The 23,072-nt window shown below is 63.4% G+C and carries 22 protein-coding genes; 10 read left to right on the forward strand and 12 right to left on the reverse strand.

The window, feature by feature from the left end:
* Positions 1–25 precede the first annotated feature (25 nt).
* Complete coding sequence (gene phnE / locus NR193_RS15415) at positions 26–982, forward strand: phosphonate ABC transporter, permease protein PhnE (protein WP_256751660.1); 957 nt, start codon at positions 26–28, stop codon at positions 980–982.
* Positions 983–985: 3 nt separating this feature from the next.
* Positions 986–2,353, forward strand: a complete 1,368-nt coding sequence (gene phnE, locus NR193_RS15420; protein WP_256751661.1) for a phosphonate ABC transporter, permease protein PhnE — start codon at positions 986–988, stop codon at positions 2,351–2,353.
* Positions 2,354–2,584: 231 nt separating this feature from the next.
* On the opposite strand, the gene NR193_RS15425 is transcribed toward phnE (NR193_RS15420), so the two are convergent.
* From NR193_RS15425 to NR193_RS15435, 3 genes are all read right to left on the reverse strand, one after another.
* Positions 2,585–3,436: a sugar phosphate isomerase/epimerase gene (locus tag NR193_RS15425; protein WP_256751662.1), complete on the reverse strand. Its 852-nt coding sequence runs from the start codon at positions 3,434–3,436 to the stop codon at positions 2,585–2,587.
* A gap of 168 nt (positions 3,437–3,604) precedes the next feature.
* The gene (locus tag NR193_RS15430; protein ID WP_256751663.1) at positions 3,605–4,792 is read right to left on the reverse strand and encodes a Gfo/Idh/MocA family protein; all 1,188 of its coding nucleotides are present in this window, start codon (positions 4,790–4,792) and stop codon (positions 3,605–3,607) included.
* A gap of 149 nt (positions 4,793–4,941) precedes the next feature.
* Positions 4,942–5,997 carry a sugar phosphate isomerase/epimerase gene (locus NR193_RS15435; protein WP_256751664.1) on the reverse strand — a complete coding sequence of 352 codons (1,056 nt, stop codon included), beginning with the start codon at positions 5,995–5,997 and terminating at the stop codon, positions 4,942–4,944.
* A gap of 399 nt (positions 5,998–6,396) precedes the next feature.
* On the opposite strand from NR193_RS15435, the gene NR193_RS15440 reads away from it, so the two are divergent.
* The 5 genes from NR193_RS15440 to NR193_RS15460 are packed head-to-tail and all read left to right on the forward strand — an operon-like array spanning position 6,397 to position 10,638.
* Entirely contained in the window at positions 6,397–7,284 is an 888-nt protein-coding gene (locus NR193_RS15440; RefSeq protein ID WP_256751665.1) for a sugar phosphate isomerase/epimerase, read from the forward strand.
* Positions 7,285–7,344: 60 nt separating this feature from the next.
* Entirely contained in the window at positions 7,345–8,514 is a 1,170-nt protein-coding gene (locus tag NR193_RS15445; RefSeq protein WP_256751666.1) for a mandelate racemase/muconate lactonizing enzyme family protein, read from the forward strand.
* A gap of 2 nt (positions 8,515–8,516) precedes the next feature.
* Positions 8,517–9,236, forward strand: coding sequence for a FadR/GntR family transcriptional regulator (locus NR193_RS15450; RefSeq protein WP_256751667.1), 720 nt, complete (start codon positions 8,517–8,519; stop codon positions 9,234–9,236).
* Between the two features lie 2 nt (positions 9,237–9,238).
* Positions 9,239–10,219 carry a hydroxyacid dehydrogenase gene (locus tag NR193_RS15455; RefSeq protein WP_256751668.1) on the forward strand — a complete coding sequence of 327 codons (981 nt, stop codon included), beginning with the start codon at positions 9,239–9,241 and terminating at the stop codon, positions 10,217–10,219.
* Between the two features lie 41 nt (positions 10,220–10,260).
* A complete protein-coding gene (locus NR193_RS15460; RefSeq protein WP_256751669.1) occupies positions 10,261–10,638 on the forward strand; it encodes a hypothetical protein in 378 nt (125 codons plus the stop codon).
* A gap of 26 nt (positions 10,639–10,664) precedes the next feature.
* Here the strand turns inward: NR193_RS15460 and NR193_RS15465 are convergent, their stop codons facing one another.
* Entirely contained in the window at positions 10,665–11,954 is a 1,290-nt protein-coding gene (locus NR193_RS15465; protein WP_256751670.1) for an amidase, read from the reverse strand.
* Between the two features lie 119 nt (positions 11,955–12,073).
* Here NR193_RS15465 and NR193_RS15470 point away from each other — a divergent pair, with 119 nt between their 5' ends.
* Positions 12,074–12,421: a GFA family protein gene (locus NR193_RS15470; RefSeq protein WP_256751671.1), complete on the forward strand. Its 348-nt coding sequence runs from the start codon at positions 12,074–12,076 to the stop codon at positions 12,419–12,421.
* Positions 12,422–12,530: 109 nt separating this feature from the next.
* On the opposite strand, the gene NR193_RS15475 is transcribed toward NR193_RS15470, so the two are convergent.
* Complete coding sequence (locus NR193_RS15475) at positions 12,531–13,745, reverse strand: MFS transporter (protein WP_256751672.1); 1,215 nt, start codon at positions 13,743–13,745, stop codon at positions 12,531–12,533.
* A gap of 184 nt (positions 13,746–13,929) precedes the next feature.
* On the opposite strand from NR193_RS15475, the gene NR193_RS15480 reads away from it, so the two are divergent.
* Entirely contained in the window at positions 13,930–14,916 is a 987-nt protein-coding gene (locus tag NR193_RS15480; RefSeq protein ID WP_256751673.1) for an AraC family transcriptional regulator, read from the forward strand.
* A 39-nt stretch (positions 14,917–14,955) separates the two neighbouring features.
* On the opposite strand, the gene NR193_RS15485 is transcribed toward NR193_RS15480, so the two are convergent.
* From NR193_RS15485 to NR193_RS15515, 7 genes are all read right to left on the reverse strand, one after another.
* The gene (locus NR193_RS15485; RefSeq protein ID WP_256751674.1) at positions 14,956–16,041 is read right to left on the reverse strand and encodes an ABC transporter ATP-binding protein; all 1,086 of its coding nucleotides are present in this window, start codon (positions 16,039–16,041) and stop codon (positions 14,956–14,958) included.
* 106 nt (positions 16,042–16,147) lie between these two features.
* On the reverse strand, positions 16,148–17,251 hold the full coding sequence (locus NR193_RS15490) for an ABC transporter ATP-binding protein (RefSeq protein WP_256751675.1): 1,104 nt from the start codon (positions 17,249–17,251) through the stop codon (positions 16,148–16,150).
* Complete coding sequence (locus NR193_RS15495; RefSeq protein WP_256751676.1) at positions 17,248–17,469, reverse strand: hypothetical protein; 222 nt, start codon at positions 17,467–17,469, stop codon at positions 17,248–17,250. Before NR193_RS15495 ends, NR193_RS15490 begins: the two co-directional genes overlap by 4 nt.
* Complete coding sequence (locus tag NR193_RS15500; protein WP_256751677.1) at positions 17,466–18,425, reverse strand: carbohydrate ABC transporter permease; 960 nt, start codon at positions 18,423–18,425, stop codon at positions 17,466–17,468. The genes NR193_RS15495 and NR193_RS15500 overlap by 4 nt, the downstream gene beginning before the upstream one ends.
* 1 nt (position 18,426) lies before the next feature.
* Entirely contained in the window at positions 18,427–19,332 is a 906-nt protein-coding gene (locus tag NR193_RS15505) for a carbohydrate ABC transporter permease (protein WP_091583477.1), read from the reverse strand.
* Positions 19,333–19,400: 68 nt separating this feature from the next.
* On the reverse strand, positions 19,401–20,717 hold the full coding sequence (locus NR193_RS15510) for an ABC transporter substrate-binding protein (RefSeq protein ID WP_256751678.1): 1,317 nt from the start codon (positions 20,715–20,717) through the stop codon (positions 19,401–19,403).
* 359 nt (positions 20,718–21,076) lie between these two features.
* Positions 21,077–21,760 carry a TetR/AcrR family transcriptional regulator gene (locus NR193_RS15515; protein WP_256751679.1) on the reverse strand — a complete coding sequence of 228 codons (684 nt, stop codon included), beginning with the start codon at positions 21,758–21,760 and terminating at the stop codon, positions 21,077–21,079.
* A 111-nt stretch (positions 21,761–21,871) separates the two neighbouring features.
* Here NR193_RS15515 and NR193_RS15520 point away from each other — a divergent pair, with 111 nt between their 5' ends.
* Entirely contained in the window at positions 21,872–23,068 is a 1,197-nt protein-coding gene (locus NR193_RS15520) for a Tm-1-like ATP-binding domain-containing protein (RefSeq protein ID WP_256751680.1), read from the forward strand.
* Positions 23,069–23,072 lie beyond the last annotated feature (4 nt).

Consider the following 23,072-nt stretch of genomic DNA (forward strand, 5'->3'; position numbering starts at 1 on the left):
CACCGCCCTTTTTGCATCTCCGATCATGACCCTTTCCGTGACCGCTCATTCAGACGCGACGCACCAGGCAGCCGATGCCTGGCGACGCCAGACATCCTTGCGCCGGCTCTATACGGCTATCGGTGTCGGCCTGCTCATTGTCGCGCTCTGCGGCACCATGTGGTTCGCCGACGAGGCCAATGCCGGGCATTTCTTCGACCGGCTGCCGCACATACTGGACTTCCTGAGCTGGCTAGTCCCCAAGGACTGGAACGATGTCTGGCGGGCGATGTTCGACGTCGCTTCCCCACACGACACCGGCACCCAGGAATTCAACTTCCCGCTCGGCCGCGCCTATGTCTGGGGCAGCTTCTACATCCCCGAATATTTCGAGCTGATGCTGACCACGCTGAACGTGGCGCTTGTCTCGACCTTCATCGGTTTCGTCTTTGCCGTGCCGTTCTCCTTCATCGCGGCGCGCAACCTGACGCCGCATCCGGTGCTGCGGCTGATCGTCAAGCGCTTCATGGAACTGCTGCGCGCCTTTCCCGAGATCGTCATTGCCGGTCTGTTCGCGGCCATTGTCTCGATCGGCCCGATCGCCGCCATCATCGCCATCGGCCTGCATTCGATCGGCGCGCTGGGCAAGCTGTTCTACGAGATCAACGAGAACATCGACATGCGCGCCGAGGAAGGCCTGCGAGCGGTCGGCGCCAACTGGTTCGAGCGGGTACGCTTTGCCGGCCTGCCGCAGGTGCTGCCCAACTTCATGTCCTACACACTGCTGCGGATCGAGATCAACGTGCGCATCTCCACCATCATGGGCGCGGTCGGCGGCGGCGGTATCGGCGAAGAGCTGAAGCTGTCCATCTCCCGCGGCTTCGGCGCCAAGACGATAGCCTTGGTGCTGCTCCTGTTCACCACGATCTTCATCGTCGACCAGTTCTCCGCCTGGCTGCGCCGCAAGCTTGTCGGCGAGCAAGCTTTCATGGTGGGAGCTTAACCGATGACCACCATGACCGCCGATCAGATCCAGTCGATCGAGGAGCGCTTCCCGCACGTGTTCCAGCGCCCGTTCCACCAGCGCTTCGGGCCGCTGCTGTTGCTTGGAGGCACCCTTGTCTATCTCCTCTATGCCCTATGGTTCTTCAACCTGCCGCAGGTGATGCGGGAATCGCACTGGGAACGCCTGCCGCTGTTCCTGACCCAGTGGATAAGCTACGACGTGCAGCCGGTCTTCCGCCTCGACGAACCGCAGATCACCGCCAAATATCCACGCTTCTCGGTGCTCGGTCCTGACCCGCATCCGGACTGGGTCAAGACCAATGCCGACGGTTCGGTGACGATCCTGATCGATGGCGCCGCCAAGTCGGTCACCTTCGACAAGATGCAAGCGACGATCATTGCCAACGGTGAGACCGTGCCGGTCGCACTGGACACTGGCAAGCCGCTGATCTCCGGCCCGGTTCCCGACTGGATCACCGCGCATGAGGACGAGGTCGTCGCCGACATGGGCTTTGCCGGCGAGGTCCGCGTCGCTGCCGACCGCGTCAAGGTACGCAAGCGCTTCCTTGGCTGGGCGAATTTTGTCTTCGATACCCGCTCGCCGTTCTTCGGCAAGTCGGCGGGCGAAGTGGCCTCGCTGATCGTCTCCGGGCCCGAACTCAAGCCGGGCACGTCCAATCTGGCGCTGGCCGGCGACAACATCTGGAACAACGCCCAGTGGCAGCATGGCGATGTCTGGACAAAGCTCTTGCAGACCATCGTCATGGCGTTTCTCGGCACCGCGCTTGGCGGCATCGTCGCCTTCCCGCTCGCGTTCTTCGCCGCCCGCAACATCACGCCCAGCCGGCTGGTCAACCAGGTGCTCAAGCGCTTCTTCGACTTCATGCGCTCGATCGATATGCTGATCTGGGCGCTGTTCTTCACCCGCGCCTTCGGGCCGGGTCCCCTGGCGGGCAGCGCCGCGATCTTCTTCACCGAGATCGGCACGCTCGGCAAAACCTATTCCGAGGCGCTCGAAAACATCGACGACAAGCCGCGCGAGGGTGTCGTCTCGACCGGCGCCAACGGCCTTCTGGTGCAGCGCTACGGCGTGCTGCCGGAAGTGATCCCAGTGTTCATCAGCCAGACGCTCTATCAGTGGGAATCCAACACCAGGGGCGCGACCATCATCGGTGCCGTCGGCGCCGGTGGAATCGGCCTGAAGTTGTGGGAAGCGATGCGCACCAACTCCAATTGGGCCAATGTCTTCTACATGGTGCTGCTGACGCTGGTCGTGGTCTTCGTCTTCGACAACATTTCCAACTTCCTGCGCCGCAGGCTGAGCCGGACCATCCACGACTACAACAGGATCCAGGCCGAGCAGGGATAACCAGCCAAGGCCATGATTGGTAGCGGCCGACCGGGTTTTCGTCATCCACGGGCGGAGCAAGGAGCGAAGCGACACGGCGCAGACCCGAGGATCCATGCCGTGACCTATGAGCGTTGCAACGGTGCAGGAATTCTGTTCCGCGGCATTCCTCGATTAATGTCGCGGCATGGATCCTCGGGTCTCCGCGTCCGCTTCGCTTCCGCTCCGCCCGTGGATGACGAAGGAAGGCGCCTAAGCGGCTTTCTTCCACCCGTTCCTGATATGCTTGTAGCCGTCGCGGTAGACGGCTTCCGGGCTCTCGAAAAAATCACGCCATACCTTGGTCGCCGCCGCCAGGTCCTTGAGCGAGCGGCCGAACGCCTCGATCGTCAGCCAGTCGTCATAGCCGCTCTTGCGGATGGCGGAAAAAGTCTCCGTCCACGGAATATTGCCGCGCCCCGGCACGCCGCGGTCATTCTCCGAAATATGGATGTGCACGACATTCCCGCGGTGCTTTGTATAGGCGCCGATCGGGTCGGCCTCCTCGATATTGGCATGGAAGGTATCGTACATCGCCTTGATGTGCGGTCGGTCGATGGCGTCGATATGCTCCGACAGATCCGCCATCGTGTTGAGGAGGTAGCATTCGAAGCGGTTGAGCGCTTCCAGCCCTATCGTGACGTTCCTCTTGCCGGCATGGTCGCCGATGGCGCGCTGCGAGGCGACCGAACGCTTCTTCTCGGCAGCCGTCGGCCCGGAGCCGGAAAAGGCGCCGAGTGTCGAATGCAGCGGGCCGCTCAGCGTACTCGCGCCGAGCGCATTGGCGCAATCAATCGCCCATTTCATGTAGTCGACGCCGGCCTTGCGGGTTGCCGCATCGGCCGAGATCAGGTTCATCGCCGGATCGCCCATGGCCGAAACCGCGGTCCGCTCCAGCCCTATGCGATCAAGCAGTTCGCCGAGTTTCCTGTAGTCGTCAGGCGTGCCGGCAAAGATCGGTATCTCGACGCCATCGAAGCCGGTCGCCTTGATGTCGCGAAGCAGCGGCTCGTGTTTCTTCGACACCGCCGTCGTCCACAAGAACATGCACATGCCGATTTTCATCGCGCCCCTCCCCTTGAATCCCCCAGAACAAGGGGTGTTGAGATTCAGGTCAGGCCGAGTCGAAAACGACGGGTTCCGAGAACCGGAGCGGAGCGTACTTTCGAGTACGTGAGCACCGGAAGCCGTCGTTTGCAGGCCGGCATCACCTGAATATCGCCACCCCTTGGATTAAAGCTTCGTCCACGCTCCGTTCTTCTTCGACGACTTCACGCAAGCCTCGATGAAGGCCATGCCCTCGACGCCGTCCTGAATGGTCGGGAAGACGACATCCTTTGCCGGCTTGCCGCCTTTGCGCCGTGCCGCGCGGATCGCCCGCGCCGCCTCCTGGTAGATGTTGGCGAAGCCTTCGAGATAGCCTTCCGGATGGCCCGACGGAACGCGGCTGACACGCCCCGCTACCGGCAGAGCGCCGGCGCCATTTCGCGTGATCAGCTGCTTCGGCTGGCCGAACGGCGTGTACCAGAGATAGTTCGGGTCGGCCTGCACCCACTCCAGCCCGCCCTTCGAGCCATAGATGCGCAGCTTCAGCCCGTTCTCATGGCCGGGCGCCACTTGGCTTGCCCAGATCATGCCCTTGGCCGGATGCGTCTTGCCGGCCGGTTTGAAGCGCAGCATGACGTTGACATTGTCGTCGAGCAGCCGGCCCGGCACGAAGGCGTCGAGATCGGCCGACAAGGAATCGAGCTCCAACCCCGAGACGAAACGGGCGAGATTATAGGCGTGCGTGCCGATGTCGCCGAGCGCGCCGCCGGCGCCCGCCTGCTTCGGGTCGCCGCGCCACGACGCCTGCTTCTGGCCGGTGGCGGCAAGGTCCTCGGTCAGCCAGTCCTGCGGATACTCCGACTGCACGATGCGGATGTCGCCGAGCACACCCTTGGCCACCATCTCGCGCGCCTGCCGTACCATTGGATAGGCGGTGTAATTGTGGGTGAGCACGAACACCTTGCCGGACTTCTCGACTATGGCCGCGAGCTTCTTGGCCTCGGCCAGCGTCGTTGCCAGCGGCTTGTCGCAGATGACGTGGATGCCAGCCTCGAGGAAGGCCTTGGCCGCCGGCACATGCACATTGTTGGGCGTGACGATGGCCACCGCCTCGATGCCGTCGGGCCGTTTAGCCTCGGCCCTGGCCATTTCGGCGTAGGAGGCATAGCTGCGATCCGGGTCGAGGCCGAGTTCGGCGGCGGATGCCTTGGCCCGCTCGGGATTGGCCGACAGCGCACCGGCCACCAGCACGAAATCATTGTCCATGCGCGCCGCGATCCGGTGCACCGCGCCGATGAAGGCGCCTTGCCCGCCGCCGACCATGCCGTAGCGGATCGGGCCGCCTCCCGTTTCCGACTTCGATGCGCCGACCATGTCTTACTCCCTCGTTGTTTCACCTCCCCTTTGAGGGGAGGTTGATCCGCGCAGCGGACCGGGTGGGGTCGTGGAGGCAGAGCTCGGCATGAACCGACCCCACCCGGCCCTTCGGGCCACCCTCCCCTCAAGGGGGAGGGAAAGCAGCGTTAGATTCCCATCATGGCGCGCAGCACCTTCTTGTCGGTGGCGCCGCCGGCAAAATCGTCGAATGCCTTTTCCGTCACCCGGATGATGTGGTGCTGGATGAAGGGTGCGCCTTCGGCCGCGCCGTCCTCCGGATGCTTCAGGCAGCACTCCCACTCCAGCACCGCCCAGGAATCATAATTGTATTGGGTGAGCTTGGAAAAGATACCGCCGAAATCCACTTGCCCGTCGCCGAGCGAGCGGAAGCGGCCGGCCCGGTCGGTCCAGCTCTGGTAGCCGGAATAGACGCCTTGCCGGCCGGTCGGGTTGAACTCGGCGTCCTTGACGTGGAAGGCCTTGATGCGCTCGTGATAGATGTCGATGAATTCGAGATAGTCGAGCTGCTGCAACAGGAAGTGCGACGGATCGTAGTTGATGTTGCAGCGTCTGTGGCCGCCGACCGCATCGAGGAACATCTCGAAGGTCGCGCCGTCGAACACGTCCTCGCCGGGATGGATTTCGTAGCCGACATCGACGCCATTGTCCTCATAGACATCCAGGATCGGCTTCCATCGCTTGCCGAGTTCGGCGAACGCCTCCTCGATCAGGCCGGCCGGCCGTTGCGGCCAGGGATAAAGGTAAGGGAAGGCTAACGCGCCGGAAAAGGATACCGAGGTCTTGAGGCCAAGATTCTTCGAGGCCTTGGCGCCGAACTTCATCTGTTCGACCGCCCATTTCTGCCGTGCCTTGGGATTGTTGTGCACCGAAGCCGGCGCAAAGCCGTCGAACTGCGCGTCATAGGCCGGATGCACCGCCACCAATTGCCCCTGCAGGTGCGTCGACAGTTCGGTGATCTCGACGCCGGCCTCGGCGCAGATGCCCCTGACCTCGTCGCAATAGGTCTTGGAGGAGGCCGCCTTCTTGAGATCGAAAAGCCGCCCGTCCCAGGTCGGGATCTGCACGCCCTTGTAGCCGAGGCCGGCCGCCCATTTGGTGATCGCGGCCAGTGAATTGAACGGCGCGGCATCGCCCGCGAACTGCGCCAGAAACAGCCCAGGGCCCTTCATCGTTGTCGGCATCGGCATCCTCCCTCGTTTTGTCGCGACCAAGCATAGCGCCGATTGGAAGCAGGGCCAGCCACTTTGGTCTTTTCACACCAGCGCTTGTACACGCCATCATTCTGGTATTACCAAATGTGACGACTTGGTCAAGCCTCGCGATGTGTCACAGGAGCCATCCGAACACGTGAAAAGACGCGGTATATTCCAATATAATCAATGAAATAACCCCAACCAAAAGTTGCATTCCCGCACTTCTTGCCGTCCCGAAGAATTTGCTGTAGACCTCGGTTGAGGCCCAATTGGTCGAACCAGTTTGCGAGAAAAGGCTGGGGATGCCTTGGGGAGGAACCCATGCGTCGCCTTTCGGCGATGCATGTCGCAGGCGAACCATACTGGCGAATTTGGGAAGGACAGACCATGCATCTTTCGACGCACAACTGGATGCGCGCGGAACCCCTGGAGACGACGCTCAAGCGCATCAAGAAATTCGGCTATGAGTCGATCGAGATTTCCGGCGAGCCCGAGCAGTACAAGACCAGGGAGACACGCGCGCTCCTCAAGGAACATGGCATTCGCTGCTGGGGCGCGGTGACGCTGATGCTGGGCGAGCGCAACCTCGCCGCCAAGAACCAGGGCCAGCGCGAACGCTCCGTTCAGTATGTCAAGGACGTGCTGACCATGGTCAGCGAACTCGACGGCGAGATCATCACGCTGGTTCCGGCCACCGTCGGCAAGGTGGTGCCGGATGGCACCGAGGAAGAAGAATGGAAGTGGGTCGTCGACGCGACCCGCGAATGCTTCACTCACGCCAAGAAGGTCGGCGTCAAGATCGCCGTCGAACCGCTGAACCGCTTCGAGACCTACCTGTTCAACCGCGGCGCCCAGGCCCTGGCGCTGGCCGACGCGGTCAGCCCCGAATGCGGCGTCTGCCTCGACGCCTACCATATCCATATGGAAGAATTTAACGTCTACGACGCGATCCGTCAGGTCGGAAAGCGCCTGTTCGACTTCCATGTCGCCGACAACAACCGCTTTGCCGCCGGCCTCGGCCAGATCGACTGGCCGAAGATCGTCGCCACGTTGAAGGAGGTCGGCTACGACGGTGCGCTGACCAACGAGTTCGTGGCACCGGTCGACCGCACGCCGGCCGCGCCCTATCCCGACATGGTCGAGCGCCATCCGGTCGACATCTCGCCCGAACAGCTGAAGTTCATCCAGGATCACGGATCGAGCGTGCTGACGGAGAAATTCTACACCGACCAGATGCGCATCACCGCCGAAACGTTGCTGCCGCTGATCAAGTAGTCGACTGCTGTTGGGGAATTTGCCCTTCCGCCCCGACCGGCGGCAGGGCTGGGGAAGGCCATGCGTATCAAGACCGTCCAAGCCTGGTGGGTCCGCATCCCGATCGAAGCCGCACGGCAACACCGCAGCGATTTCGGTCAGGTGACGACCTTTGACGCCGCCATCCTGCGCATCGAGACCGATGACGGGCTGGTCGGCTGGGGCGAAGGCAAGAACGCCGCCGGCAGCGCCGGCAGCTACGGCGCCCTTGTCCACATGCTCAACCATGAGGTCGGGCCGCAACTGATCGGCCGCGATCCGGCCGATATCGGCATCATCTGGGAGATGCTCTACAATGGCGTGCGCCACGACAGTGCCGCGCGCGCCGGCCACGCCATGCCGCAGCTGGCGCGGCGCGGCATGAGCGTCGCCGCGATCAGCGCGGTCGACATCGCGTTGTGGGACATTCTGGGCAAATCGCTTGGGGTTCCGGTCTGGCGGCTGCTCGGCGGCCGCAAGCTCGATCGCATGCCGGCCTATGCGTCCGGCGGCTGGGCGCCCGCCGAGGCCATCGGCGAGCAATTGAAGTCCTACATCGCCAGGGGCGGCTTCAGGGCGCTGAAGATGCGGGTCGGCGCCATGGACGGCGCCGCGCATGTTTCAGCCGCGCGCGTCCGCGCCGCGAGGCAGGCGCTGGGTCCCGATGTCGAGTTGATGGTCGACGCGCATGGAACCTACACGGTGGCCGAAGCCAAGCGCTTCATCCATCTCGTCAACGACTTGGATCTCGCCTGGTTTGAGGAGCCGATCATCGCCGACGACAAGCCGGGCATGGCTGAAGTGCGCGCGTCCGGCCCCATTCCGATCGCCACCGGCGAAAGCGAAGCGACGCGCTATGCCTTCCGCGACCTCGCCGTGCTCAAGGCCGCCGACATCTTCCAGCCGGATCCTGCCTTCTGCGGCGGTATCAGCGAGGCGATGAAGATCGGCACCATCGCCAGCGCCTTCAACCTGCGTTTTGCCCCGCATCTGTGGGCCGGCGCACCCTGCTTTTTCGCCGGGCTGCACGTTTGTGCCGCGTCGCCGTCGAGTTTCACCGTTGAATATTCGCTCGGCGCCAACCCGATGATCCATGATCTGATCGAAGAGACTGTCGAAGCAAGGGACGGTATGGTAGCGATCCCGGAAAAGCCGGGTCTGGGGTTCACCATTTCGGAACGGTTCCTGGAGGCGCACGCGCAACGCGATTGACAATGAAAGAAAAGAACCTTCTCGCGGAACTCGCCGCCTACCTGTTCTCCCATTCGGACAAGGAGACCGGCCGAACGCCGTCGGAACGCGAGCTGGCGGAGCATTTCGGCGTCAGCCGCGGCCAGATCCGCGAGGCGCTCGCCATTCTCGAGGCCATGCGCATCGTCGAGCGCCGTGCCAAATCCGGCATCTACATCGACACCAAGCAGGCCAGCGTCGAAGCGATGGCGCTGTTCGCGCGCGCCGGCCTGCCGCTCGACCCGATCCAGATCTACGAGACGGTCGAATTGCGCAAGATCCACGAAATCAAGGCCGCCGAGCTTGCCTGTTCGCGCGCCACCGAGGAGAATTTCGAACGGCTGCGCGAAATCCTGAAAGCTTCGGAAGACCGCATCGCCACAGGCGAAGGTCTTGCCAAAGAGGACCGCGAGTTTCACCTCGAGATCGTCCGCGCCACCAAGAACAGCGTCTTCCACAATGTCTGCAGCGTCTACTACATGATGGGCGAACAGCGCCTGCCGATCTATTTCAACGACCCCGAGCGCAGCGTGCGCTCGCATGCCGAGCACATCCAGATCTATGAGGCGCTGCTGCGCCGCGACGGCAACCTCGCCCAGGCGCTGATGAGCGCCCATCTGCAAGGCGCGGAGAGCTACTGGAAGGGCCTTATCGAGGGCGGCAAAGCGGTTGCGCCCGCAAGCCCTACGCTCGAAAAGGCCTGACCGTGCCAAGGATCCTGTCGACTCATCCGCTGCATCCGCGCGCCTCGGCGATGCTGGCCGGCGCCGGTGAGCTTGTCGTTGCTTCCGCCCTCGATCCAGCCACGCTTGCCGCCGAGGCGAAGAATGCCGACATCGTCATCGTGCGCGCGCCCCTGCCGCCGGCGCTGTTCGAGGGTGCAGTGAAGCTGCGGGCCGCGATCCGCCATGGCGCCGGGCTCGACATGATCCCGATGGAAGCGGCTTTCGCGGCCGGCGTGCTGGTGGCCAATGTGCCGGCGGTCAATGCCCGCTCGGTTGCCGAACACGTCATGTTTGCGGCCCTCGCGTTGCTGCGCAACTTCCGCAGGGTCGACCGCGACCTGCGCACGAAAGGCTGGCTCGCCGGCCGCGAGCACGCCAATTCCAACAGCGAGCTTGCCGGCAAGACGATCGGCATTGTCGGCCTCGGCGCCGTCGGCCAGGCCGTCGGCCATATCGCGGCGCACGGCTTCGACCTGAAGGTGGTGGCAACCACGCGCAGCATGCAGCCTGCGCCTGAGAAGGTCGGCTTCCTGTCGATCGACGCGCTGGTCGAACAAAGCGACATCATCGTCCTGTGTTGCCCGCTGACGCCGGAGACGCGCGGCCTGATCAGCCGCGAACGCATCGCGCGTATGAAACCCAATGCGCTGCTGATCAACGTTTCGCGCGGACCGGTCGTCGACGACGACGCGTTGATCGAGGCCTTGCGGAAAGGCCGCATCGGCGGTGCCGCGCTCGACGTGTTTTCGACGCAGCCGCTGCCGCCCAATCATCCCTATTTCGGCTTCGACAACGTCATCATCACCCCGCATATGGCCGGGATCACCGAGGAATCGATGATGCGCATGGGCGTCGGCGCGGCTGGCGAGGCCTTGCTCGTGCTGGCCAATAAACTGCCGGTCAATCTGCGCAATCCGGAAGTGGTCGATCATTACCGGCGGCGGTTTCCGGCCAACCCGTAGCGCATCGCGGTTTCGCCTCAATTCTCCACGACGTTGCAGCCATGTCCGATCTTCGCCTTGCACGTCTGACTGTTGCCATCGCATTGATCTGCATCTCGCCATCGCTCGCTGCGGCAGAAAGCAGCGAATATGTCTACTGCAGCAATGGGATTGTCTGCTTCAGAGCCCCTTGCCCCTCGGGTAACGCTCTAGATCTGGTCACCGGCAAGATCGTCAAAGGCGTGGCACTCAACACCACCGAATTGCCGCTGCAAGACAGAGTCGCACCCGATACTTCCGACAAGCTCTACGCGGGAAAGCTCGTCGTAAGAGGATCGATCCAGCATCGCGGTGAGCCGAGCGAGCCGTCCATGCTGGTCGTTACCCGCATCGAACGCGCCTCTGACAAAGCCGAGCGCAGGCGCTGCGCGGCGCACTGATTGCTGATCTGCGGGTACACTGCTCGTCAGAACAGCCTCTGCACTTCCGCTGCGATGCGCAACAGGCGACGGTCATGGCCGTTGCGCGCGACCAGCATCAGTCCGGCCGGCAGCGCCATATCAGGCATCGGCAGCGAGATCGCGCAGAGGTCGAACTGGTTGGCGACCTGTGTGTTGCGCAAGAGCAGGCCTTCGGTGCGATCACGCAGTTCGGCATCCTCGGCCATGGAAACGATGGTGGGCGCCGTCACCGGCGTGGTTGGCAGCGCCAGCACATCGACCGATGCCAGCCGCTCGTCCATGGCGGCGGCGAGCGCGGTACGGCGCCGCAGTGCCCTGATATAGACCGGCGCCGGCAGCATGGCCGCCCGCGACAAAGGCCCGCTGACATGTGGGTCGACCGGCACCGATGCCCCTGTCGCCAGCCAGTCGGCATGCACTTCGGCCCCTTCCATGGCGGCGATCGAGCCACGCTTGGTCGCCGCGCGCATATCCGCAAGCAGATCGTCTATCGGCAGGTCCGTGACCCGAGCACCGGCCAGTTCGAGCTTGCCGAGACAGTGCTCGAATGCCGCCGCGACCTTGCCTTCCGTGTCTCCGAAAAGAACGCCTCGCGGGATGCCGACGCGAAGTCCGGCAAGCGGAATCGGCGCCAGCGTGGTCGGCACCTCGCCGGCCATCACCGCGTCGGCGACAGCGCACTGGGCGACGGTTCGGGCAAGCGGACCGATCGAGTCCAGTGTGGCGGACAACGGGAAGGCGCCGGTAAGCGGCACCCGCCGCGCCGTCGGCTTGAAGCCGACGACGCCGTTGAGCGATGCCGGGATACGCACCGAACCGCCGGTGTCGGAACCGATGGATATCTCGCTCGTCCCCTCGCCCACTGAAACGCCGGCACCCGAGGAGGAACCGCCCGCAATGCGGCTGGCATCCGCCGCATTTCCGGGCGTGCCGTAATGCTGGTTGTCGCTGATCGCGGTGAAGGCGAATTCGGTCATGTTGGTCTTGCCGATGATCACCGCGCCGGCCTGCCGCAGCCGGCTGACGATGGCGGCGTCACGCGGGGCGGGCGTCGCGGTCCTGCGCATCAGCGAGCCGGCCGTGGTTGGTTCGCCGGCGATATCGAACAGATCCTTGATCGAGACAATGGTTCCGTCGAGCGGTCCGAGCGTCACACCCGCCCGCTTGCGGGCATCGCTGGCGTCAGCCGCGGCCCGCGCGGGTTCCGCGTAAATTCTCGTGAACACGCGCTCCTCACCGGCACGGGCGGCGAGGCGCGCGAGGATGATTTCGAGATGATCCCGGACGGGTTGCATTGTCGGTGTCGGACTCCGGACGTGTTGAACGTCTTAAGGGTGGAAGCCAGTTGCATGGCTTGCCGAGACTTACCCCGGCGCAGGCGGTTTTGCACCTGCCGGATGGAGGGAATAACCCGATGCTCTACAAAGGCAGCTGTCACTGCGGCAAGGTCGCCTTCGAGTTCAAGGCTGAGCTGACCGTCGCCGTGCGGTGCAATTGCTCGATCTGCTCGCGCAAGGGCGCGCTGTTGTGTGCCATCCCGCACCAGACGCTGCGGGTTCTGGCCTGGGGCGATGATTTGGGCATCTACACATTCGGCGGTCACACCATCGCACACCGTTTCTGCCGCACCTGCGGAATCCATCCCTTCGCCGAGGATGTCCGCGAAGGCAGCGAGCGCACTGCCTATGTCAACATCCACTGCGTCGCCGATCTCGACCCTTCCACCCTGCAGGTCTTCGACTTCGACGGGCGCGCGGTTTGAGTTCGCTCGTAGCTGCCATCACAACGGCAGCGGCCCGAAAACCGGGAAGGTTCTCGGGCCGCTGCGCAATATCTGGAACCCTTGTCTATGTCGCCCCGTTGGGAGGAGACTACTCGGCCTGCTTCGGGCCGCGCAGAAACACGACGATCGCCGCCAGCAAGGTCGCCGCGCCGCAATAGGCAAACGCGCTGGCCACGCCGGCATGGTCGACCAGCAGGCCGCCGAACACGGCGCCCAGCGCAATCGCCACCTGGAATGTCGCCACCATCAGTCCGCCCGCACTTTCGGCCTGGTCGGGTGCGGCCCGCACCAGCCAGCTCTGCAGCCCGACCGGCACCGCGCCGAAAGCAAAGCCCCATGCAGCGACAGCGGCCGCGGCGACCGTTGGCGATGCGCCGAAGACCAGCATCGAGGCTGCGGCCAGTGCAATCAACAGCGGCGCCAAAGCGACCGCGGCCTTGAGGTTGCGTTCGGCGACGATGCCGCCGGCGACATTGCCGAAAAAGCCACCAATGCCATAGGCCAGCAGTACCAGCGAGATCGTCTCGATGTCGAGCAGAGGGACCTTCTCGAGGAAGGGGCGGACATAGGTGAAGCCGGCAAAGTGTCCCGACGCAACCAGCAGCACGACCAGCAGCGCCACCCTGATAGACGGCCGCTCCAGCACATCGAGCAAGGTGCGGAAGCTCGCCACGCCCGCTGGAGGCAATTTCGGAATGGTGGCCAGTTGCACCAGCAGTGCCAGCGCGCCGACCACGGTGGCGATCATGAACGCCGTGCGCCAGCCCCAGATGTCGCCGACATAGGCGCCGACCGGGGCAGCGGTGACTGTGGCCAGCGAAACGCCGGTCAGGATGATCGACATGGCGCGCGGCATCAGCCGCATCGGCACCAGGCGCAGCGCCATGGCAGCCGACATCGCCCAGAAACCGCCGAGCGCCACGCCGAGGACGACGCGGGCAAGCAGCAGCATGGTGAGCGACGAGGCAAAGGTGGCCAGGAGGTTCGACAGGATCAGGAATGACGTCAGCATCCACATCACCAGCCTGCGGTCCATGCGCCGGGTGATGATGGCCATGGTCGGTGCCGCAATGGCGCCGACGATCGCGGTTGCCGTCACGGCTTGTCCGGCTACGCCTTCGGTGACGCCGAGATCGCGCGCCATCGGCGTCAGCAGGCTGGCGGGCAGGAATTCCGCCGTCACCAGGCCAAACACCCCGAGCGCCAGCGAGACCACGGCACCCCATGCCGGCTCGGTTCGTTCGTCGGAATCGGCAGGGGTCAAAAGTGTGGCGTCGATAACGCCCGTCACGGGTTCGGCCATGGTCAGTCTCCGATCTGTTTGCAGCGCCACATAGGCAATGACCGACTGGGGCTCCACCCGTTACATGCCTTGCCGTCGCGGCTTGGCTACGGGGGTCCGGTCTCGATTTATTTGCGGCGCAACATTTGGCTGCACTGCAACATAGGGAGTGACGGCCTGGAGTTTCCATGCTAGAAACACCGTTATGTTTGACCGTTCGTCCAAAATTCCGGTCACTGGCGACCCGCTCACGGACATTCTGCGCGGGCTGCGTCTCGACGGTGTCGAGTATGGCCGCTGCGAGCTGAAAGAGCCCTGGGGCATCCAGTTCCCTGCTCATCCCGCCGCCCGGTTTCACTTCGTCGGCCGCAGAGGGTGCTGGCTGAAGCAGCCGTCCGGCGAGTGGGTTGAGCTCAATGCCGGCGATGCCGTGCTGTTGCCGCGAGGCGCTGCCCATGTGCTGGCCAGCGAACCTGGCGCGCAGGCCTGGCCAATTCACAGCTACAAGCGCGAGGAGGTCTGCAAGGACGTCTTCTGCACGTCGAATGCGGAGATGTGCGACAAGGACTGCCAGCCGGGCACACTGCTGTTCTGCGCCAGCATGTATTTCAACCTCGACGGCCTGCATCCCTTGCTCGGCATGATGCCGGATGTGATGCGCACGCATGAACTCGAAGCCTACGAACCCGGCATTCCACATCTGCTGGAGGCGATGGCGCGCGAAGTGACGATGGAGCGCGTCGGCTCCGGCGGCATTCTGGCGCGGCTGGCCGATGTGCTGGCCGCCACTGTCATCCGCTCATGGGTCGAACGAGGCTGCGGGGACTCGTCTGGCTGGATTGCGGCGGTCAGGGACCGCGACATAGGCCGCGTGCTGGCTGCCATCCATCTCGAACCCGACCACGACTGGACGGTCGACTCGCTGGCCAGGATGATGGGAGCCTCGCGTTCGGGATTTGCCGAGCGTTTCGCAACCATCGTCGGTGAAACGCCAGCGAAATATGTCACCCAAGTCAGGATGCATCAGGCGCGACAATGGCTGGTTCGCGACCGGATGAAAATATCAGTCGTTGCCGCACGTCTCGGGTATGAATCGGATGCTGCTTTCAGCCGCGCCTTCAAGCGCGTCATCGGCTCGGCGCCCAGCCACCTGCGCGCCGAGGAACAGGCTGATATCCGGCAGGCCGGTTAAAGCAGTCGGAGTCCGCGCCAAGTGGGCAGTCGGGACGCCCTACCCGGCGTGCCGCAGGCTGACACCACTGCCCTTGTCGAACAGCACCACCTTGTCCGGGTTCCAGGCAAAGCGCACAGCCTGCTCGATGGCGACATCGGTCCTGGCTGGCACCGTGGCGCGCAGCGTCGCGTCGCCGACGCGCAGCGTCAGGATCTTCTCGACGCCGTGGTTCTCGACGTCGTGGACACGCGCCTCGACCGGCGCGCCGCTTTCGAGATAGACGTCCTCGGGACGAACGCCGAAGACGAGCGGGCGACCATCGGTCGCGCCGCTCGCCTTGGCTCCCCCTGAAAAAGGTAGTTCGAAGTTCAGCGGCGCCATCACCGCGCGGCCATTCACCAGCCTGCCGTCGATGAGGTTCATGGGCGGCGAGCCGACGAAGCTTGCCACGTAGGTGTCGCGTGGATTGTTGTAGATTTCGTGCGGCGTGCCAGTCTGGACGATGCGGCCATGGTTCAAGACGCCGACCTTGTCGCCCATCGACATCGCCTCGATCTGGTCGTGGGTGACGAACAGGAAGGTGGCGCCGAGCTGCATCTGCAGGTTCTTGAGTTCCGTGCGCAGCGCCTCGCGCAGCTTCGCGTCGAGCGCCGACAGGGGCTCGTCCATCAGGAACACGCGCGGCTTGCGCACGATGGCGCGGCCGATAGACACGCGCTGCATCTCACCGCCGGACAGCCGGTCGGTCTTGCGGTCGAGCAGATGCTCGATCCTCAGCGTGCGGGCGGCGCGGTCGACGCGGTCCTTGATCTCGGCGTCGGGCAGCCGGCGGATCTTCGGCTTCAGCGGGAATTCGAGGTTCTCGCGCACCGTGTAGCGTGGATAGAGCGAGTATTGCTGCAGCACCAGCGCCACGTCGCGCTCGGCCGCTCCCCAGTCGGCGACGTCGACGCCATCGATGAAGACCTGGCCTTCGCTCGGCTTCTCGAGGCCGGCGATCAGCCGCAGCGTCGTCGTCTTGCCGGCGCCCGTCTCGCCCAGCAGCACGAAGAATTCGCCATCGGCGATGTCGAGATCGAGCCCGGTCAGCGCGGTATGATTTCCGAATGTCTTCGAGATGTTCTTGAGCTGGATATGGGCCATGGTCAGTTGTCTCGATTCTGCTCGGGGGCGGCCTGCCCTCCGCTATGGCTTCGGGCGTTCGACTGTTCGAAAAGCCAGATCGTTGGCTCTTCGCGGCCTTCGGCCATCACAGTCTCACCCCCAACGACTTACCGCTTGCCGCGTCGAAGAAGTGCGCCTGGGCCGGATCGATCCTGGCGAACACCTTCTCGCCGGGACCGCTGACGAAGCCGCTCTTGGTACGCGCGCGCAGCATCTTGGAACCGACCTTGAGGTCGACGATGTCGAAGGAGCCGAGCGGCTCGACGATCTGAGTCTCGACCGGCAGGAACCCTTCCGCCGCATCGTGGCGAATGAGAACGCCCTCCGGCCGGATGCCGAGCGCCAGCTGGCCACCGGCATGGCCGTTGAGCTTCGACAGCAGCGCCCGCGGGAACTCGAAGCCGGCGGCAGTTCCACCGACCGTCACCGAGACCGACGAAGCCGTTTCGGCGACCGCCGCGTCGGCGACGTTCATCACCGGGCTGCCGACGAATTGCGCCACGAACAGATTGGCCGGGCGCGAATAGACCTCGTCCGGCGAGCCGACCTGCTGCAGCACGCCTTCATGCATGATGACGATGCGGTCGGCGAGGCTCATCGCCTCGATCTGGTCGTGGGTGACATAGATGGTGGTCGAACCCTGCTTGATGTGCAGCCGCTTGATCTCGGCCCGCATCTCCTCGCGCAGCTTGGCGTCGAGCGCGCCGATCGGCTCGTCCATCAGCATCGCCTTGGGCCGCCGCACCAGCGCCCGGCCGATGGCGACGCGCTGCATGTCGCCACCTGAAAGCGCGGACGGTTTCTTGCCGAGCAGGTCCGATATCTGCAGCGTCTTGGCGACCGAACGCACTTCCTGGTCGATCTCGCTTTTGCTCTTGCGCGTGGCGCGCAAGGGGAAGGCGATGTTCTCGTAGACGCTCATATGCGGGTAGAGCGAAAACGACTGGAAGACCATGGCAATGTCGCGATCGGCGGCCTTCAGATGCTGGATGGGTTTGCCGTCGATGAGGATGTCGCCCTCGTCGATCGTCTCCAGCCCGGCGATGGCGCGCAACGTCGTCGTCTTGCCGCAGCCAGACTGGCCGAGCAGCACGATGAACTCGTTGTCGCTGATCTTGAGGTTCAGGTCCTTGATGACCTGGACGGCGCCGAAGAATTTCTGGACACCGCGAAGCTCGATCTGGGTCAATGCTGTGCTCCCGGATTTCGCATCTGTCCCGTGCCGGCTTTTTCTTCCGGTGCGATCTTCGAGGTGATGTTGAAGCCGATCAGCCCGATCAGGATGATGGTCAGGCCATATGTGTGCAGCAACATGTTCCAGGGCTGGCAGAGTGCGACGATGCCGAGCACCATGAGAATCTGCGATCCGGGCTCCAGGTATTTCTGGTTGATGGCGCGAAAGCTCATTTGCGGATCGCTCCGAAGGACATGCCACGCAACAGATGGTTGCGGAGCAGGAAGGTGAAGATCGCGACCGGCAGCAGGAACAGGAAGGTTCCGGCGGCGATCACCGTCCAGTCCGGCAGGCCGGAGCCGACCTGGCTGGGGATGAAGGGCGGCGCGGTCTGGGCGCGGCGGTTGGTCATGATCAGCGCGAAGGCATATTCGTTCCATGCCGTGATGAAGCAGAACACGGCGGTGGCGGCGATGCCGGTGGCGGCCTCCGGCAGCACGATCTTGAAGAAGGCCTCCATGCGCGTGTAGCCGTCGACCAGCGCAGCCTCCTCATATTCCTTCGGGATCTCGTCCATGAAGCCCTTCATCAGCCACACCGAGAAGGACAGGTTGAAGGCGGTGTAGAGGATGATCAGGCCGACATGGGAATCGTTGAGGCCGACAGCCCGGTACATCAGGAACATCGGGATCGCCACCACCACCGGGGGCAGCATGCGCGTCGACAGGATGAAGAACAAAAGGTCAGCCTCGCCCTTCACCTTGAAGCGCGAGAAGCCATAGGCGGTGAACGTTCCCATGCCGACCGCCAGCACCGTCGAGGTGATGGCGATGATCAGCGAGTTCAGGAAGCGGCTCGGATATCCCGACCACTGCACCTGGCCCTTGCCGTCGCGCACGATCTTCTCGCCGCCGTCGAAGACGACGCGCTCCCACCACGGAGCCGCCGCATACTCTTCCGGCGACGGTGGGCTGCGCATTTGCGAGCGCTTGGTGAACAGCTTCACGAACGGCGATATTTCCGGCTGGAAGACGACGGTCGGCGGGATGGTGGTGGCGAGGTTGCGCGGCTTGAACGCCGTCGAGGCGATCCAGTAGATCGGTGCCAGGAAGATGATTGTCACCACCAGCACCGCCACGATGGCGACGCGGTTGAAGCCGATTTCGGAAGAAGTGCGGACGGCGGCCATCTCAGCGCTCCTTCACCTTGTTGAGGTATTTGACGTAGATGTTGGTGATCGCCAACACCATGATCAGCACGATGTAGGCCAGTGCGCAGGAGCGCCCGGTCTGCCATTCCTGAAACGCCATCTTGTAGAGCCGGATCGAGATCAGCTCGGCCGTCGGCTGGCTGGTCAGGATGTAGGCGAGATCGAAGGTCTTGAACGCTTCCATGGTGCGGAAGATGACGGCGATCATCAGGATCGGCGCGACCAGCGGCAGCGTGATGCGGAAGAAGGTGTAGAACGGCCCCGCGCGGTCGATCGCGGCGGCTTCGTAGAGATGCTTCGGCACCGCCGACAGGCCGGCCAGCGACAACAGCATGACGAAGGGCGACCACATCCAGATGTCGGTCAGCGCAACGGCATAGAGTGCCATCTTCGGATCCGACAGCCATTCGAAGGTACCGAGGCCAAGCGCATAGTTGATGATGCCGAAAGACGGGTCGTAGAGCAGCTTCCAGAACAGGCCGACGACGGCCATCGACAGCATCATCGGCAGCAGCAAAAGCGTCGTCAGCAACCCCTTCATCGGAATGTCGCGGTTGAGCAGCATCGCCACGCCGAAGCCGACAAGCAACTGTCCGGCGACCGAGATGATGACGTATTTCGCAGTGATGGCGAAGTTGGACCACACATAGGGATCGTTGAGCAGGTCGCGATAGTTCTGCAGCCCGACGAAGTTCGCCGGCGCATTGGTCGACGCGCGAAAGTCGGTGAAGGAATAGCCGAGCGAATAGATCAGCGGAAAGATGTTGAAGACGATCAGGAACAGGACCGTCGGGATGATGAAGAGATTCCGGATCGAAATGTCGCTGAGGCCGCGCGCGGCCGCTCTTGAAGACCTGTCCAGCGTGGTGATCATCGTGGTCGCCAAGACCCTGCTCCCGTTTGCAGAAAAAGAAACGGAGGAGGCACCAACGCCCCCTCCGTGAAGCATGATTGTTACTTGACGCGGCCGTACTTCTTGAATGTCGCGTTCCAGTCGCCGGCCAAAGCGTCGAGCGTCTCCTTGGCGGTGCCTTCGCCGCCGATCATGTAGGGGTAGACGCGCTGGTTGAGCTGCTGCAGCAGTTCGGCGTATTCCGGCACCGCCCAGAAGTCCTTCACCTTGAACATGGTCTCGTAGAAGGCCTTGTTGTAGGGCGTGGCGCTCTGGAATTCAGGTGACTTCAGCACGGCGGCACTACAGGTGTAGCCGCCAAGTGCCGCCCACTTCTTCTGGGTCTCGTCCTTGATGAACCATTCAAGGAACTTCATCGCCTCGTCCTGCTTCTGCGAGTAGGAGACGATGGAGATGCCCTGACCGCCGAGCGCTGCGAACTGGTCGCCGCCGGGGCCAGGAGGATTGGCGAAGAAGCCGGTATTTTTGGCATTCGGGTTCGACGCCTCGTTGATCAGCGAGGGGAAGAACGCGAAGTAGTTCATGCTCATCGCGGCCAGGTTTTCGGTGATCGCCTGGTTGTCCTCGACGAAGAATGACTTGGCCCAGCCCGGAGGCGTGAACTTGTAGAGCTCCTTGTAGGCGTCGAGTGCCGCCACCGCCTTGTCGGAGTTGATGATGCCGTCGACCTTGTAGGTCGAATAGTCACCAAGCTCGCCGCCATAGGAGAACAGCGCGTTCTCGAAGCCCATCGCCATCGCGTCATAGGAATTGTCGGTATAGATGGCGATGCCGTATTTCTTCTGGTCCGGCCGGTAGAAGAACTCGGCGATGTCGCGCAGCGCCTTGAAATCCTTCGGCACATCGAGGTCGTAGCCGTACTTGGCCTTGAAGGCTTCCTTCTCCTTGGGATCCTCGAACCAGTCCTTGCGATAGGACCAGCCGACGGCGTCGCCTTCGAGCGGGATGGCCCAGTATTTGCCGCTGTTTCCGGGATATTCGGCGTAGTATTTCACCGTCGCCGGCGCCATCACGTCTTTCAGCTTGTACTTGTTGAAGAAGTCGGTGAGGTCGACATAGTGGCCGCCGGTCGAGCCGGCGCCGAGCCATTGTGAGTCGCCGACGACCAAGTCGTAGGCGTCGCCATGGGCATTGAACTCGGTGAAGGCCTTGGTCTGGAAGTCGGACCACGGCGTCGTTTCCACCGTGATCTTGACGCCGGTTTCCTTCTCGTACTCGTTGCCGAGTTCCTGCAAATAGTTGGCCGGATCCCATTCCGCCCAGAAGATGGTGAGCGACTTTTCCTGCGCGTAGACGGACGTTCCGCAGGCAAGCGTTAAGCCGATACCAGCAAGCACGCTGGTCACTAACTTGCGCATAATGATTTCCTCCCTTGTGCGCATTCTACCCTGTCATGCGAGCCGGCAACGGGGCCGGCTCCGGTAGTTCCTCCCGTGATCGCGCTCTTCCGGTTCCGGGCCTCCTCGCCCTGCCGGAAAATGGATCGCAGCCCTCACTTTCGATCCGCTTTTCTTCCCTGATCTGGTATTACCAATTTCGCATGCGCGTCAAGCCCTTTCTTGGCAACTCGACCTGTCCATTGCTACCGGATTACGGCTTTATCTGCCTGTTTTCCCATGATTTTCCTACTCAGTGATACGCGGAGGTGTTGTCCGGCACCCCGCACTGCGGTTAATATCAGTAGTCAGCACGCAAATCTGGTCTAACCAGATACGTGCTATTTCACGACTGCCGTTGGATCGACGCTGTTTCCTTCGCCGATCGATTCCGTGATCGCGGCACGCACCAGCGTCGCTGCTGCCCATTGCGCGACCGACATCATGCTGCGGCTGTCCAGTCCCCAGATGTCCTTGAGCACGATCAGCACCTCGACGCCGAAGATCAGCGACAGCGCCTGCGCCAGCCGCTTGAAATCGCGCGGCGGCAAGCGGCCCTTGAGCGGCGCGATCGCTTCTTTCAGCAATTGTACGCGGTGGCCGCGCGTGAAGGCCGGCTCACCACCCAGCGTGCCGGCCTGGCGCCTCGCCCACTGATCGAGCGACAGCTTCAGCGCCGCCTTGAACGTCGCCTCGAACGCCTCGATGCGCGGCATGGCCGTATTGAACAGGTCGGCGACCCGGCGCTCGGCATCGGCGGAGGTCGATTGCCAGGTCAGGATTGGCCCCAGCCCCTCGTCGACGACAGCCTGCACCAGTGCGGCCTGGCTCGGAAAATAGCGATAGGCGGTCGCGCGGGAAACTTCCGCGGCTTCCGCCACCTCACTGACCGACGGCGTGACGCCGGCCTGCATCAGCCTCGTCGCCGTCTCCAGCATCAGCCGTTTGGTGCGCGCGCGGGGTCCACGTTCGGCTCCCTCGGCGGTGTCGTCGCTCACTGCGGCTTGTTGACGTGAGACATCCATGTCAATACGATACGCGCGTCTCAAAAAATTGCAATGGCCTTCGGGTGGTCGAACGGGCGGGCAAAAGAGCGGCAAGCGGTGACGCCAGGCCCGCCTGGATTGGGGAACGCAATGAAGCGCATCTATGTGGTGGGCACCGCTGACACCAAGGGCGAGGAACTCGCCTTCCTGGCCGATGCCATCGCCGCCACGGGTGCCGCCGTGTCCCGCGTCGATGTCGGAACGCGCGACGCAACCATCCCCGTCGACATCACCGCGCAGGAAATTGCCAACCATCACCCCGGCGGAAGCAAAGCCGTGCTCGGCGGCGATGATCGCGGCGCCGCGGTCGCGGCGATGGGCATCGCCTTCGCCCGCTTTGCTCAATCGAGGAACGACATCGCCGCCATGATCGGCATTGGCGGCGGCGGTGGCACCTCGATCATCACGTCGGGCATGCGCGCGCTGCCGCTCGGCCTCCCGAAGATCATGGTCTCGACGCTCGCCTCGGGCGATACCGCACCCTATGTCGACGTCTCCGACATTATCATGATGCCATCGGTGACCGACATGGCTGGACTGAACCGGCTTTCCCGTGTCGTGTTGCACAATGCCGCCCAGGCGATTTCCGGCATGGCGGCCAGACCAGCGCCGCCACCCGACGGCAAGCCGTCGATCGGGCTCACCATGTTCGGCGTCACCACGCCTTGCGTGACCGCCATCGCCGACCGGCTTCGTTCGACCTATGACTGCTTGGTCTTCCATGCCACCGGCACCGGCGGCCGCAGCATGGAGAAGCTGGCCGACAGCAGCCTGCTGTCCGGCGTCATCGACATCACCACGACAGAAGTCTGCGATCTCCTGTTCGGCGGGGTGCTGCCGGCGACGGAAGACCGCTTCGGCGCGATCGCTCGCACCGGACTGCCCTATGTCGGTTCGGTCGGGGCACTCGACATGGTCAATTTCTGGGCGCCGTCGACCATTCCGGAACGCTATCGCGGACGGCTGTTCTACGAGCACAATCCGAATGTCACGCTGATGCGCACCACTGCGGACGAATGCCGCCAGATCGGCGAATGGATCGGCACCAGGCTCGCCCTCTGTGAGGGACCGGTGCATTTCCTCATTCCGGAAAAAGGCGTCTCGGCGCTCGACATCGAAGGGGGCGTCTTCTTCGACCCGGGAGCCGACGCCGTTCTGTTCGAGGCCATCGAGCGCACCATCAAGCCGAATGGCAGGCGCCGCGTGACGCGTTTGCCGCTGCACATCAACGATCCCGAATTCGCAGGGGCGGCAACCGCCGCCTTCCTCGACATCGCCAGACAGTGAGAGG

This window comes from Mesorhizobium sp. Mes31 (assembly GCF_024519675.1).
Classification (GTDB): domain Bacteria; phylum Pseudomonadota; class Alphaproteobacteria; order Rhizobiales; family Rhizobiaceae; genus Mesorhizobium.